15 protein-coding genes are annotated in these 13505 nt (G+C 43.4%); 11 read left to right on the top strand and 4 right to left on the bottom strand.

Translation table 11 applies throughout. The annotated features are described in order from the left end of the window. Genes NXR94_RS03450 through lipB form a run of 3 tightly spaced genes read right to left on the bottom strand, consistent with a single transcriptional unit; the run spans position 1 to position 1818 of the window. On the bottom strand, positions 1–726 hold the full coding sequence (locus tag NXR94_RS03450; RefSeq protein ID WP_258103176.1) for a ribonuclease H-like domain-containing protein: 726 nt from the start codon (positions 724–726) through the stop codon (positions 1–3). Between the two features lies 1 nt (position 727). Further along, a complete protein-coding gene (locus tag NXR94_RS03445) occupies positions 728–1117 on the bottom strand; it encodes a hypothetical protein (protein WP_258103175.1) in 390 nt (129 codons plus the stop codon). Beyond that, positions 1114–1818 (bottom strand): lipoyl(octanoyl) transferase LipB, encoded by a 705-nt coding sequence (gene lipB, locus NXR94_RS03440; RefSeq protein ID WP_258103174.1) that lies wholly within the window; start codon positions 1816–1818, stop codon positions 1114–1116. The genes NXR94_RS03445 and lipB overlap by 4 nt, the downstream gene beginning before the upstream one ends. A 108-nt stretch (positions 1819–1926) precedes the next feature. Here lipB and NXR94_RS03435 point away from each other — a divergent pair, with 108 nt between their 5' ends. From NXR94_RS03435 to NXR94_RS03385, 11 genes are all read left to right on the top strand, one after another. Next, positions 1927–2268, top strand: coding sequence for a YraN family protein (locus NXR94_RS03435; RefSeq protein ID WP_258103173.1), 342 nt, complete (start codon positions 1927–1929; stop codon positions 2266–2268). 103 nt (positions 2269–2371) lie between these two features. Continuing rightward, positions 2372–2809, top strand: coding sequence for a hypothetical protein (locus tag NXR94_RS03430; protein ID WP_258103172.1), 438 nt, complete (start codon positions 2372–2374; stop codon positions 2807–2809). Between the two features lie 197 nt (positions 2810–3006). After that, the gene (locus tag NXR94_RS03425; protein ID WP_258103171.1) at positions 3007–4767 is read left to right on the top strand and encodes an aromatic amino acid hydroxylase; all 1761 of its coding nucleotides are present in this window, start codon (positions 3007–3009) and stop codon (positions 4765–4767) included. Positions 4768–4794: 27 nt separating this feature from the next. Beyond that, positions 4795–5931: a 4-hydroxyphenylpyruvate dioxygenase gene (gene hppD, locus NXR94_RS03420; RefSeq protein WP_258103170.1), complete on the top strand. Its 1137-nt coding sequence runs from the start codon at positions 4795–4797 to the stop codon at positions 5929–5931. Between the two features lie 17 nt (positions 5932–5948). Then, positions 5949–7103, top strand: a complete 1155-nt coding sequence (locus NXR94_RS03415) for a homogentisate 1,2-dioxygenase (protein WP_258103169.1) — start codon at positions 5949–5951, stop codon at positions 7101–7103. Beyond that, entirely contained in the window at positions 7100–8221 is a 1122-nt protein-coding gene (gene hisC, locus NXR94_RS03410; RefSeq protein ID WP_258103168.1) for a histidinol-phosphate transaminase, read from the top strand. The genes NXR94_RS03415 and hisC overlap by 4 nt, the downstream gene beginning before the upstream one ends. Then, positions 8218–9231 (top strand): fumarylacetoacetate hydrolase family protein, encoded by a 1014-nt coding sequence (locus NXR94_RS03405; RefSeq protein ID WP_258103167.1) that lies wholly within the window; start codon positions 8218–8220, stop codon positions 9229–9231. Before hisC ends, NXR94_RS03405 begins: the two co-directional genes overlap by 4 nt. A 10-nt stretch (positions 9232–9241) precedes the next feature. After that, on the top strand, positions 9242–10186 hold the full coding sequence (locus tag NXR94_RS03400) for a flavin reductase family protein (protein WP_258103166.1): 945 nt from the start codon (positions 9242–9244) through the stop codon (positions 10184–10186). A 4-nt stretch (positions 10187–10190) separates the two neighbouring features. Beyond that, positions 10191–12131, top strand: a complete 1941-nt coding sequence (locus NXR94_RS03395; RefSeq protein WP_258103165.1) for an acetoacetate--CoA ligase — start codon at positions 10191–10193, stop codon at positions 12129–12131. 77 nt (positions 12132–12208) lie between these two features. Further along, complete coding sequence (locus tag NXR94_RS03390; RefSeq protein ID WP_258103164.1) at positions 12209–12463, top strand: type II toxin-antitoxin system Phd/YefM family antitoxin; 255 nt, start codon at positions 12209–12211, stop codon at positions 12461–12463. After that, positions 12463–12720, top strand: a complete 258-nt coding sequence (locus tag NXR94_RS03385; protein ID WP_258103163.1) for a Txe/YoeB family addiction module toxin — start codon at positions 12463–12465, stop codon at positions 12718–12720. The genes NXR94_RS03390 and NXR94_RS03385 overlap by 1 nt, the downstream gene beginning before the upstream one ends. Positions 12721–12727: 7 nt before the next feature. On the opposite strand, the gene NXR94_RS03380 is transcribed toward NXR94_RS03385, so the two are convergent. Next, a complete protein-coding gene (locus NXR94_RS03380) occupies positions 12728–13300 on the bottom strand; it encodes a hypothetical protein (RefSeq protein WP_258103162.1) in 573 nt (190 codons plus the stop codon). Positions 13301–13505: the final 205 nt, after the last annotated feature.

The raw sequence follows: 13505 nt of genomic DNA, 5'->3' as shown, positions 1-13505 counted from the left end.
TTAAGTAACTGTTGTTATGTTTTTAGGATCTACTAGCGGTAAGGAATTTAGCCTAAGATAAAGCTGTGCGGTGGCAATCACATCTCCCTGACAATATTTTTCAATTCTTTTTAAACCTTCCGTTTCATGGTAATATGTATAGTTTACCTTGGATCCATCCAATTCCGACTTACTGGACGGTATATCAAAAATGGTAGTCAAAAGATCTAGCGAAGTATAACTTTTGCGGTCCCCAAACTTCCACATCTCCATGGTGTCGAGGAAATTTACTTCCCATGGCTTTTTACCCGAATTGTCAAGCACGTATGGCAATTTCAATCCATTCAGCAACATCCTTCTACTCAAATAAGGAAAATCAAATTCCTTTCCATTGTGCGCACAAAGTCGAACGGTCTCAGGATCAAATTTTTTCTCCAAAAATTCCTTAATCGTCGTCAATAGCTCCTTTTCATCATTTGATGCAAAGGATTTGACCCTTATGGCCAACTCCCCATTTTCCATCTGATGATAAATCCCGAAAGCTACCACGATCACCTTTCCGAACTCTGCATAAATACCTGCTCGTGCCTCAAAAAGCTCCTCTGCAGATAATTCATCCCCATTTCTAAGGAAACCAGATTTATACTCCCAATGTTTTTGAAGGTCCTCCGGAAGTCCGGAAAAATGTTCATCCTGTGCTACGGTCTCTATGTCAACGATCAAGAGGTTACTGAGACGGTGATCCATATCATTCATGTAGTACGCCCTCCAGTTTCAGTTCAGGAATAAACGAGAGGTTGTCTGTTACTATACTGTCAGGAACAAAAATATATTTTTTATCAAATAACTGTCCGTCAATGAAAAAACTCACCCAATACTCATTGTTCAAATGGAAAACCTGATCATCAATAGGCTCAATGAGGGCGTACATGCCAGGCTCGAGGTAAGGGATCATGTGCCGAAGCGTAGAGGTTTTCTGGTCTTTACCCTCCTTCTTTCCATAGCCCTTTGAAGTAACCATCACTGTTTCGAGTTTATTATCACCTCGGTTTAGCAAGTATACTTTCCAGCCTTCATCATCCTTCACAATCGCCACCAAGACGTCCTCGATCTTTGGGAAATTGATGTCCTTTCTCATATCAGCTCCATTTCAAATAATTCACTCAAATGCAGTTTTAATCGTTCTTCTACATCCTTCAATGGCAGTTCATGACCCAACTCCTTCTGCATAGAAGTAACCGCTTTGTCATCAATGCCACACGGGACAATATTGTTGAAGTAGTCCAGATCCACATTCACGTTGAGCGCAAATCCGTGCATGGTTACCCAACGACTGGCCTTCACACCCAAAGCGCATATTTTTCGTGCCTTTTCCGGATCCTCCCAATCGATCCAAACTCCGGTTAACCCATCTATTCTACCACCCTCGATTCCAAAATCATCTAAAGTCAGTATGACCGCTTCTTCCAAATACCTCAGGTACTTATGAATATCCGTAAAAAAATTGTCCAAATCCAATATAGGATAGCCTACAATCTGACCCGGGCCATGATAAGTAATATCACCTCCCCGGTTGATCTCATAATAAGAAGCAGATTTCTGAATCAGTCCTTCTTCGTCTAAAAGCAAATGCTCCGGTTTACCGCTTTTACCTAAAGTATAAACATGAGGATGATAGCAAAAGATCAAAAAGTTTTCTGTCGGCATGCGATCCTTCTCTTCCAGCTTTCGATTGGCAATTTTCTTTTCTACAACCTGAGCAAAGACTTCTTCCTGATAATCCCAGGTTTCCTGATAATCTTTAGTTCCTAAATGTATGAATTGAGTCCTTTTGTTCATCTTATGAACGATTACATCATGCTTGAAACATGTGAAAGAGAGGAGAAGTTCTTCACATTTCTACCGACTATCCGGCAAATGATCTTCCACAAATAATATTTTTAAACCATGAAAAATCAACTCCTCGGCAAATATGGTGAAGATCGCGCGGTTTCTCATCTTGAAGAAAAGGGTTTCGAGATACTGGAACGAAACTACCGCCATGGAAGGGGTGAAATAGACATCATTGGACTATGGAAAAATCAACTATTGGTGTTCTTTGAAGTGAAACTGCGAAAGAACAATGCCTTCGGTGAACCTGAAACTTTTGTAACCGAAAACCAGCAGCAACATATCATAAATGCAGCTGAAGAATACATCCATGGAATCAACTGGAAAAAGGATATCCGCTTCGACATCATTGCCATCAAGGAGTCTGAACTGGAGCATATCGAAGATGCATTTTACTAAACCAACTACCTCAGAACATATCTGATGACTCTATCCAAAAATCAAATCAAACGGTAACCTATTAATTGACTATCTTTAATAAGATTCACCAAATTCTAATCGCATGAAATCCTCGTCCATCAAATTCTTAGGTATTCTGCTTTGTTTCTGCCTTTTCCTGACCTGTTGTGACGAAGACGGAGAAAATAGCGGAGGATCGCTACTTGGAACGTGGGCCTGGACAATGGATACCTACGTAGATTGCGACAATAGTGCGGATGACTACATATGGGAAGAAACCTGTGATGAAAACTACTGTACCCAATATGTTTTCAAACCCGGAGGCATCTTTGAAATTATAGATACCTGGAATGGAGTAAGTGAAACACTTTCTGGTACTTATTCAACAAAAGGAAATCAGCTTACCATTACGGTGAGTCAAGATAATTATACCATTACGATTACTTGGGAGTACTCCGTCAATGAAGATGAGTTAAATATTAATCTAGGCAAGGACGAATATGATGGCTGTACAAATATTGAGGTTTACACGCGACAATAGCCCTTTTAGCTAATAATTCATGACCCGGAGAAATTACGGATGGATTTATCCCCTCCTCCATCCCTCCAACCAAATCATCGGGCTATTACGTTTAAAATAATACATGATTCCATTCATGTAATTTGAAGCACACAAAATGTCCAAAATTGGCTTAATAGGCCATTTTCGGTAAATTTGAGGTACCTAATGCACCCCTTATGACTGCAAAGTCTTACATAGGTAACCCGGTTATAGACAAACTGCCCGCACACTTGCGACAGTTCATTAAACCTCAGGACTATGACCAGTATTCAGCCATCGACCAGGCTGTTTGGCGCTACGTCATGCGCAAAAATGTGAATTACCTCAAGGATGTTGCTCATGAATCCTATCTAAACGGATTAAAAGCTGCCGGAATCTCCACGGAACGCATCCCCAATATGTATGGGATGAACCGCATCTTAAAAAAAATAGGCTGGGCGGCTATAGCGGTAGATGGATTTATCCCACCGGCAGCATTTATGGACTTTCAGGCCTACAACGTCCTGGTTATTGCCTCTGATATCAGACAGATGGAACATATAGAATATACTCCTGCACCTGATATCATTCATGAATCCGCCGGGCATGCACCTATCATCGCCAATCCTGACTACAGCGAGTTTTTAAGACATTTTGGTGAGATCGGGGCCAAGGCCATTTCTAACAAAAAAGATTACGAGCTCTATGAAGCCATTAGACATCTTTCAATTATCAAAGAAGCTACTGGCACTACCAAAAAAGAGATTAAGCAGGCAGAAGAGAAAATAGCGTACTTGTCTGCCAATATGGGTGAACCCAGCGAAATGACCCTTCTTAGAAGATTGCACTGGTGGACTGTGGAATATGGCCTTATTGGTACCCTGGAAAATCCAAGGATTTACGGTGCCGGATTGCTCTCCTCCATCGGTGAGAGTACCTGGTGCCTCACTGACAAGGTGAAAAAAATGCCCTTGACCATTGAAGCGGCCTATCAGGATTATGATATCACCAAGCCACAACCCCAGCTCTTTGTTACTCCTGATTTTGCGCATTTAAGTCAAGTTCTCGAAGAATTTACCAATACCCTGGTGATCCGAACCGGAGGTGTTGAGGGTATCGAAAAGCTGATCGGTTCGGCTTCCTTAGGTTCTATAGAGCTGAGTACAGGATTGCAAATTTCAGGTGTCTTTACGCGCACTATTGAGCATGAGGGCAAGCCCATTTATTTTTCTACCGCAGGACCTACATCGCTCGCTTATCGTGAAAAAGAATTGATTGGTCATAGTCCGGATAAATATAAAGCCGGGTTTTGTTCGCCGATGGGCAAACTCAAAGGGATCAACCTGGCCATTGAAGATATGAGTCCTCGTGACCTGAAGGTCTATGATATTTATGAAGGGCATACTGCGCACCTGGAATTTGAAGGAGGAATTTCTTTGTCCGGTGAGGTAATCACGGGCATGCGAAACCTGCAGGGAAAAATCATGCTTATCAGCTTTAGAAACTGCACAGTGAAATATCAGGATGAAGTTCTTTTCCACCCGGATCAGGGCGTCTTTCACATGGCTGTTGGTAAAAAAGTAGTCTCCGCTTTCAATGGTCCTGCAGATCTCAACAGCTTTGAAATGGATGCCCATGTACCTGAAGAGACGACCATCCATGCCGCTAAGTCACACAAAACTATTGAATTAGAGCACTTGTATCAGCAGGTGCGTGACTATCGGGAAGGGCACCATAAATCCATCCACCTGGATGAGGTGCTTAACAAGCTGAAAAAAGATCATCCCAAGGATTGGTTGCTGCCTCTGGAGCTTTTGGAAGCCAGTGAAAATGACCTCATGTTCCGTGAGGAAGTAGAAACCTATTTAGATCAATTGAAAAAGAAATTACCCCAAAAGAAACACCTCATTGAGAGTGGTGTTGCCATTATACATCCAACCCAGCTACAAGAAAAATGAACATCGTTAACCCTAAAATGAAGAATTATGTCAAATGTACTTGGTATCAGAGGCTATGATTTTGTTGAGTTCTATGTTGGGTCAGCCAAAATGACTGCCTATTGGTATGCCAAAGCCATGGGCATGAAGATCACAGGCTACATTGGCCCGGAAACAGGGACACGTGATCGGGTCTCCTACTACCTTCAAAATAACAATTTAAAAATTGTCATCACCTCGGCCGTTCAACCCTCCTGCTTTGAGGTGCTCAGCTTCATCAATACACATGGCGATGGGGTTAAGCGGTGGGCAGTTGAGGTGGACAACGTGGAGGCCGCATTCAAATACGCCACACAGCATGGCGCGGTAATGGTAAGAAAACCTGAAGCCATTGAAGACAAGCATGGCTATGTCACGGAGGCTGCCATCAGACTTTATGATGATACAGAATTGGTTTACGTCAATCGGGATCATTACAACTACATCTTCATGCCTGGTTATTGTGAACCTCGGCAACATATCAACATAGAAGCTGAAGAAACCGGCATTATCGGAATTGATCATATCGTGGGCAATGTTCGTGAAAATGAGATGAACCTGTGGGCAGACTACTTTAACAAAGCCATGAGCTTTGAGACGTTTGTGGATTTCAAGCCAGGAGACATCGGCACGAAATACTCGGCCCTTTTATCTAAGGTTGTTCGCTCTTCTGATTCGGTGATTAAAAACCCGATCAATGAACCTTATGCGGCTGAAAAAAAGTCACAGATTGAGGAATACATTGAGCAATATCATGGTTCCGGAGTCCAGCACATCGCTCTGCAAACCACCGATATTGTCAAAACCGTGGAAGCACTTCGTAAAAACGGATTAGAGTTTCTGGATGTGCCGGACACCTATTATGATATGCTCCGAGAACGGGAAGACATCCAGATAGCCGAGGATATTGGCGATCTGCAACGGCTGAAAATACTATGTGATAAAGAGTCTACAGGATATTTGCTCCAACTCTTCACCAAACCAATCGGTGATCGTCCTACATTTTTCTTCGAATTTATACAACGAGAGGGTGCCGAAGGTTTTGGAAAAGGAAACTTCCAGGCGCTATTTGAATCGATAGAACTCGACCAAAAACTACGGGGCAATCTGGACAAAGAACCGGAGGCAGTGATGCCACCATGTTAAACCCAAACTGAGAGACTATGCCATTTTATCATAAAGTAGGTGAGATTCCAAGGGTAAAACATACGACCTTCTATCAGCCGGATGGGAAGACGCTCTATCGTGAGGAGCTCGTATCCAGTAAAGGCTTTTCGGGAATTTATTCTACGATCTATCACCATTTTCTCCCGACTGCGGTAAAATCCGTGAAGGAACTCGGACATCGTGAGGACGACTGGCCAGAAGCTCCTGCGCTATATTATCACTGTTATACCGATAAGAGCGAGAAAAAAGGCAACTTCATTACGGCCCGTGAGACTTTCCTGAAAAATCATACGTGTAAAATCTCTTGTGCCAGGGTCACCGAAGACACCAATGACTTTTACCGAAATGGTGGTGGAGCCGAGTACTTGTTTATACATCATGGCACAGGCGCCTTTTATAGTCAATATGGTAAAAATACCTTTGGGCCAGGAGACCAGATTGTGGTACCTCGAGCTACCACCTATCAATTGAAATTCGATGATTTCAAAAACAATAAATTGTTAATTATCGAGTCAGACACCGCATTTGAAATTCCCAATCATTATAAGAATGAATATGGTCAAATGACCGAACATGCGCCTTATAGCGAGCGTGATTTTCGTCCTCCTGAATATACAGAACCCAAAACAGGTACAGGAGACTTTCGAATCGTAGTGAAGATGAAGGATCGGTTCTTTGAACACATCGTACCGCATCATCCCTTCGGTGCGATAGGATGGGATGGATTCCTTTACCCATTTACCTTCAATATCAAGGATTATCACCCCAAAGTAGGCCGCATTCACCTGCCTCCTCCGGTTCATCTGCTTTATAAAACCAGATCATTCGTGGTTTGCAATTTCGTGCCGCGCCTTTTTGATTTTCATGAATCCGCTGTGCCCGCACCCTATTTTCATTCAAACATTGACAGCGATGAGGTGTTATACTACGTCGAAGGCGACTTTATGTCAAGAAAAGGTGTGGAGGAAGGGTCGATCACGCTGCATCCGGGTGGCATGCCTCACGGACCCCAACCGGGAAAAACGGAGGCTTCCATTGGGGCAAGGAAAACAGAGGAGTATGCTGTCATGATCGACACCTATGAGGCACTACAGCCAACATTGGCAGTGAAAAAAACGATTGATAAAGATTACGCGAAATCCTGGCTATGATCAAAATACCTCCATTTATACAACAATTAAAGCCCTACAAGGCCGGCCTATCCATTGAGCAGCTGGCTCGAGAAAAAAACCTCACCCGAATAGTAAAATTAGCTTCCGCTGAAAACCCTCTAGGTCCAAGTCCAATGGCCATGAAGGCAATCAATTCATCACTTACCGGTCTTCACAGGTATACAGATCCGTCCTCCTATAATTTGGTTCAGGCCATAGCAAAAAAATATGGTATACAACCAAATCATATTATCTGTGGCCATGGGACTGATTCCTTACTGGCTTATATCGTCAGCGCTTTTACCACGGAAGACGACGAGATCATCACTTCGGAAGGAACCTTCATCGGCATGTACGTTTCTATCCGTAAAATGGGACGAAAGCTTATTCAGGTGCCAATGAATAACCATGGTTTCAACCTCGATGGTATCCTTAAAGCGATCAATGAAAAAACCATGATGATCTACATCGCAAACCCAAACAACCCAACGGGAACGATGATCGATCGCAAAACCTTTGAATCATTTATGGATCAGGTCCCGAATCATATCATGGTGGTGCTTGACGAGGCTTACACGGCTTATGCTTCAGAAAATGAGAGTTATCCCAATGGAGTGGCCTATGACTATCCAAACATGGTCGTCACCCGCACTTTTTCCAAAGTATATGGACTCGCTGGTTTGAGGGTCGGATTTGCTGTTGGGCCGGATCACGTGATTGAGGCTTTGTATAAGGTTAAATTACCTTTCGAACCCAATAACCTTGCCCAGGCAGCAGCGATTGCTGCTTTAGATGATGAGGCTTTTTTGAAACAGACCATCGAGCTCAACAAGCAATCACTTAACATCCTTTACAAGTGTTTCGATGATCTGGGAATTGAATATGTACGCTCTCATACCAATTTTATTCTCATGCTGATGCCAACGGAGAAGTTTGCCGAGGAATTTGCTTCAGGTTGTCTCAACAGAGGGTTGATTGTAAGGCATGTAGATACTTTCGGCATTCCGCAGGGTATTCGTATCAACTCCGGCACAATAGAAGAAACAGAGTTCGCTGTTGAGGTCATTACCAAAGAATATCAGAAATTAATTGACAAGCTCAAACATCCAGTAGCGTGAAATTCGTATCCTACCAAATCGAAAATAAACACAGAAGCGGCCTATTGATCAATGGGCAAGTTTATGACCTGATGCATCATGCAGCACAAATCGGGTTGGAACTTCCTGCAACGATGCTGGAACTGCTTATGATGGAGGAATCAGGTATGGATATCGCCAAAAAAGTGGAGGCGGCCATTGTCAAGGGAAAGATCGGGACATCCATACCGGATCCACACCTGTTGGCGCCCGTTCCCAATCCTACTTCATGTCGTGATGCCTATGCCTTCAGGCAGCATGTGGCCACGGCACGAAGAAATCGAGGGGTGGATATGATCCCCGAATTTGATCAATTTCCGATCTTCTACTTCACAAATCACAACGCCATCTACGGCCCTGGAGACATAACTGTGGAAAATGATCACCTGTTTAAACTGGACTTTGAGCTTGAAGTGGCCGTCGTGATAGGAAAACGAGGCAAGAACATCCCCTCTTCCAAAGCAGACGAATACATTGCCGGATTTACCATCATGAATGATCTGTCTGCCCGTAGATTGCAAATGGAGGAAATGAAATTGAACCTGGGCCCGGCCAAGGGAAAAGACTTTGCGACTACTATTGGTCCCTGGCTGGTGACCCCCGATGAACTGGTGGATCTTAAGGTGGAGACCGCATTTGGGAACAGTTATAATCTCAAAATGGAGGCTTTTCATAACCGACAACCCGTATCTTTAGGTAACATGAAGGACATGAACTGGACTTTTGCCGAGATCATTGAAAGATGTTCTTATGGAACAGAGATTTTTCCCGGAGATGTCATAGGCTCCGGTACTGTGGGTACCGGATGTTACCTGGAATTGAACGGAACATGGGCATTACAAGCCAAAGAAAGTGGTGAACCGTTCGAGCCTATCTGGCTGGAACAGGGGGATGAAATCGAGTTGAAGATTGAGGGATTGGGTAGTTTGACCAATCGTATCAGAAAGTCCAAAAAGAACTATTCGATATTAGAAAAGAAAAAGACAACATAAACTTTCCTCGATGCCTGAAAGATCCCCATACCTGACCATCAACCCCGATCAAGCTGACACAAAAACAGTTCATCAACTCCTGCTTAGTGGAGTGGCACCACGTCCCATAGCACTGGTTTCCACTGTCTCAAAAGATGGCATCCCCAACTTGTCGCCATTCTCCTTTTTTAATGCGTTTGGAGCTAATCCACCTTATGTGGCATTTTCTCCAGCAAATAGCGGAAAAGATGGATCAGTAAAGGACACCCTCAATAATCTCAAGGAGGTGCCGGAATGTGTGGTTCAGGCCGTCCCTTATTCCATCGTTGAACAAATCAACCTTGCTTCAACACTTTATCCGAGTGATATCAACGAGTTCGAGAAAAGTGGACTAACTCCTATTGATTCTGAAATGGTAGCACCAAAAAGAGTCTGGCAATCACCATTTCAAATGGAATGTAAGGCGGATCGAATCATTTCATTGGGTGGCGACAAAGGGTCTGGCAATCTGGTTATCTGCAAAGTAGTACTTATTCATGTGAGAGAGGCCATTTATCAAAATGGAACCATCCCACCTGATCGAATCGATCTGGTTGGTCGCAATGGGGGGAGCTATTACACCCGGGCCATCGGAAACGCCATGTTCGAACTTGCGAAACCCAATGGACTAGGGGTAGGAATTGATTTGCTCCCGGAGCATATTAGAAATTCAAAGATTCTAACAGGCAATAACCTGGGAAGATTGGGCGGTCTGGCAAAGCTCCCCACAAATGATGAGATAGAAGCATTTTTTAATAATGCCACAACGATGGAACCCAATCAGGAATATATCAGTGATTACATCTATGTGGTCACTCAATCCAGAGAAAATCGGGAGGAGAAAATCGAACATGCAGCCAAACTGGCACTTGAAAATGGGGACCTGCATTTTGCGATACATGCTTTGATGAGCATTCCCTTGTTGAACTCACGCTAACATAATGAAAAAAACACCCCTTTGGAGCCCCTCAAAAAAGCGTATCGAGCAGTCCAATCTGACCGCTTACATGCGGTTTCTAAAGGAGAAGTTTTACCTGGATTTCAACGAATACTCTTCTCTGTATAATTGGTCGGTTAATGACCTTTCAAGCTTTTGGCAAAGCATATGGCAATATGCAGGGGTTATTCACTCATCTAGCTACGGAAAAGTATTGGTTGGATCAGACATCCCTACTGCACGATGGTTTGAGGGAACCAGGCTCAATTTCGCAGAAAACCTGTTGAGACATAAAGGCGAGAAAATAGCGATCACATATCAAAATGAAGATGGTGGCAGATCCACTTTTACCTACCAGGAATTACAGCATAGGGTCGCAGGTCTTGCACATGCGCTAAGAAAACTGGGAATCAAAAAAGGTGATCGCATAGCCGCATTTATTACCAACCGACCCGAGGCAATTATTGGCATGCTGGCCACCTCTTCTATTGGGGCAATCTGGTCTTCGTGTTCCCCTGACTTTGGTTTTGAAGGCGTTCTCGACCGATTTGGTCAAATCGAACCAAAAGTGCTCATTGCAATCAATGGATATCAGTACAACGGCAAGCCAATCCACTTGAATGACACGCTGATAAAGCTGGGCAAGTCAATATCCAGCCTTGAAAAAATCGTGGTCATTGAGCCACTCGGGGATTATCCTATGGACCCCTCAAAAAAAATGACCCGATGGGAAGATTTTATCTCCGAACAACCGGATGAATTAAGGTTCGAGCAACTTCCTTTTGATCACCCGCTCTACATCATGTACTCTTCGGGTACTACCGGAAAGCCTAAATGCATTGTCCATGGAGCGGGAGGATCCCTGCTGCAGCATTTCAAGGAACTCAGCCTGCACACAGACCTGAAACCGGAAGACATCATTACTTATTACACCACTTGTGGGTGGATGATGTGGAACTGGCTGGTGTCTTCTCTGTACATCGGAGCCACCATTTACCTTTTTGATGGAAGTCCTTCCTACCCCGATTTAGGTGTGCTATTTAGAGCCATTGAGAAAGAGAAGGTCAACATTTTTGGCACTTCTCCGAAATTCCTGTCGGCCTGTGAGTCGTCCGGATTGGTTCCTCAAAAAGATTTTGACCTTTCCAGTCTGAAGACCATCCTCTCCACTGGATCACCTCTCACAGATCATCATTTTGACTTTGTTTATCAGGACATCAAACCGGATGTTCAACTTGCTTCCATATCCGGAGGCACAGACATCATTTCATGTTTTATGCTAGGAAACCCTATTGGACCGGTATTTAAGAATGAGTTACAGTGCCGTGGTTTGGGAATGAAAGTCGAAACTTATAATGATGAGGGCCAGCCAATAACCGATGAAGTGGGTGAGTTGGTTTGTTCGGCTCCTTTTCCCTCAAGGCCCATCCAATTCTGGAATGACCCTCAGGGTGAAAAATATCGAAAGGCCTACTTTGATCAATATCCCGGTGTATGGCGCCATGGAGACTATGTGAAAATTACTCCAGAAGGAGGCTGCATCGTATATGGGCGTTCTGATGCCACGTTGAACGCTGGTGGAATACGTATTGGCACTGCCGAAATTTATGAACCGGTAGAGTCGCTGCCCCAAATCAAGGATTCCATCGTCATTGGAAAAAGGGTTGGTGATGATACTATCATAGTGCTGTTTGTGGTGCTCAATGAAGGCTACAAACTGTCTCCTGACTTAGAACAAAAAATCAAATCAACCTTACGGGAAAAAAGGACCCCAAGACATGTGCCCGCAGAAATTCACCAGGTTTCAGAGATCCCAAGAACCATCAGCGGTAAAAAAGTGGAGTTGGCAGTTACAAGACTTATTCATGGAGAGGCTATCACTAATAAAGAGGCCCTGGCCAACCCGGAAACATTGGAAGAATTTATTCAGACTCCCGCTTCATAAAGCAAAATTCAAAACTTTAAATAGAAAACATTTAAGTAACCCTATACGTACTTATATTTGTACTTATATGGAAAATTATGATAGCAGCCAATTTTACCGAGTTCCGAACCAATCTCAAAAAATACCTGGATGATGTCGAGCAAAATCAGGAAACGCTCATCGTCAAAAGAGGGTCCGGGAATGGTACCGTTATGATCTCTCTTGACGAATACAACTCCCTCATGGAGACCGTTCACTTGCTCGGCTCCAAAAAGAATGCAGATCACCTGTTCGAATCCATCAGACAAATGAAAGACGGCAACACTGTTGAAAATGGGTTGATCGAGGATTGATGAAGGTTATTTTCTCAAAAAATGCCTGGGAGGATTATACCTCATGGCTTTCGGAAGATCGAAAGATATTGAAAAAGATCAACGAACTGATCAAGGACATTTCTCACAGTCCATTTGAAGGTAAAGGCAAACCCGAACCATTGAAATATGAATTATCGGGCTTTTGGTCACGACGAATAGACCGTGAACATCGTCTGGTTTATCGGGTATCAGGTGAGGAAATCCTGATCTATGCCTGCAAATATCACTACGACTAGATCGGAACTATTTATCCCGCTTCATAAACCAAACCGTAATCCCATTTTCTTCGTCTTTCCATTCGTGGTAAATCTCAAAACCATAACGCTGGTAGGCCACCACATTTCTCCAAACCGAAGTCTCTAGCAGGACGGGAAGACCATCTTCCTTTGCCTTTCCAAAGACCACCTCTTTCAACTCAAAACCGGCACCTCCTCCGCCCGCTTCAACACCCAAAAACCAGAAGTAATAATGTAGACCAGCATAACGATGCTTTTTAAGATAACCCTCTCTTTTTAGTGCATTCAAAACTCCTTTTACCGAAAGAGTCAGTGCGAACTGGACTTCCAGCCATTGTTCATTCCAGAAGAACCCACCTTGATCCGACCGGTAAAACAGGGCAGCTCCTTTACGATTATCTGATAAATAAGCTCCATTTCGATTCAAGGCTTTTACAAACGTGTAAGCTGCTAATCTTTGCAGCTTTCTCTCCCGATCACCTTCCTTTCCAATGACCACATTCACACTCGGATTGGTATCAAAGGTTTTAGAAATGATTCGGATCACATTCGACTTGTCTTTTAACCTGGCTTGCCTCATAGATATTCAAACTCAAAACTGGGTTAAAAAACTCTTAATCGCTACCATATCTATTCATTTGGCAGATCCCAAAATAGATTGACTGTTTTTAAAAACTTAATTAAATCCTGCGGAGCTGTCTTCATATTTTAAATTATGCTTTTAGGGAATCAAAATAATGACAAGGATCATCTAAGAAAAGCGAACGAATCATTTCAGGTGCCCG

Origin of the sequence: Marinoscillum sp. MHG1-6 (assembly GCF_024714475.1) — a bacterium.
GTDB lineage: Bacteria > Bacteroidota > Bacteroidia > Cytophagales > Cyclobacteriaceae > JAMZMI01.
Note: the sequence above shows the minus strand (reverse complement) of the source record. Positions and strands in the feature narration are given on the sequence as shown.

Bases quoted from the DNA above. Each gene is read 5' to 3' on its own strand.
- NXR94_RS03450 (WP_258103176.1), bottom strand. From the start codon at position 726: ATGGATCACCGTCTCAGTAACCTCTTGATCGTTGACATAGAGACCGTA.
- NXR94_RS03445 (WP_258103175.1), bottom strand. From the start codon at position 1,117: ATGAGAAAGGACATCAATTTCCCAAAGATCGAGGACGTCTTGGTGGCG.
- lipB (WP_258103174.1), bottom strand. From the start codon at position 1,818: ATGAACAAAAGGACTCAATTCATACATTTAGGAACTAAAGATTATCAG.
- NXR94_RS03435 (WP_258103173.1), top strand. From the start codon at position 1,927: ATGAAAAATCAACTCCTCGGCAAATATGGTGAAGATCGCGCGGTTTCT.
- NXR94_RS03430 (WP_258103172.1), top strand. From the start codon at position 2,372: ATGAAATCCTCGTCCATCAAATTCTTAGGTATTCTGCTTTGTTTCTGC.
- NXR94_RS03425 (WP_258103171.1), top strand. From the start codon at position 3,007: ATGACTGCAAAGTCTTACATAGGTAACCCGGTTATAGACAAACTGCCC.
- hppD (WP_258103170.1), top strand. From the start codon at position 4,795: ATGTCAAATGTACTTGGTATCAGAGGCTATGATTTTGTTGAGTTCTAT.
- NXR94_RS03415 (WP_258103169.1), top strand. From the start codon at position 5,949: ATGCCATTTTATCATAAAGTAGGTGAGATTCCAAGGGTAAAACATACG.
- hisC (WP_258103168.1), top strand. From the start codon at position 7,100: ATGATCAAAATACCTCCATTTATACAACAATTAAAGCCCTACAAGGCC.
- NXR94_RS03400 (WP_258103166.1), top strand. From the start codon at position 9,242: ATGCCTGAAAGATCCCCATACCTGACCATCAACCCCGATCAAGCTGAC.
- NXR94_RS03395 (WP_258103165.1), top strand. From the start codon at position 10,191: ATGAAAAAAACACCCCTTTGGAGCCCCTCAAAAAAGCGTATCGAGCAG.
- NXR94_RS03390 (WP_258103164.1), top strand. From the start codon at position 12,209: ATGATAGCAGCCAATTTTACCGAGTTCCGAACCAATCTCAAAAAATAC.
- NXR94_RS03385 (WP_258103163.1), top strand. From the start codon at position 12,463: ATGAAGGTTATTTTCTCAAAAAATGCCTGGGAGGATTATACCTCATGG.
- NXR94_RS03380 (WP_258103162.1), bottom strand. From the start codon at position 13,300: ATGAGGCAAGCCAGGTTAAAAGACAAGTCGAATGTGATCCGAATCATT.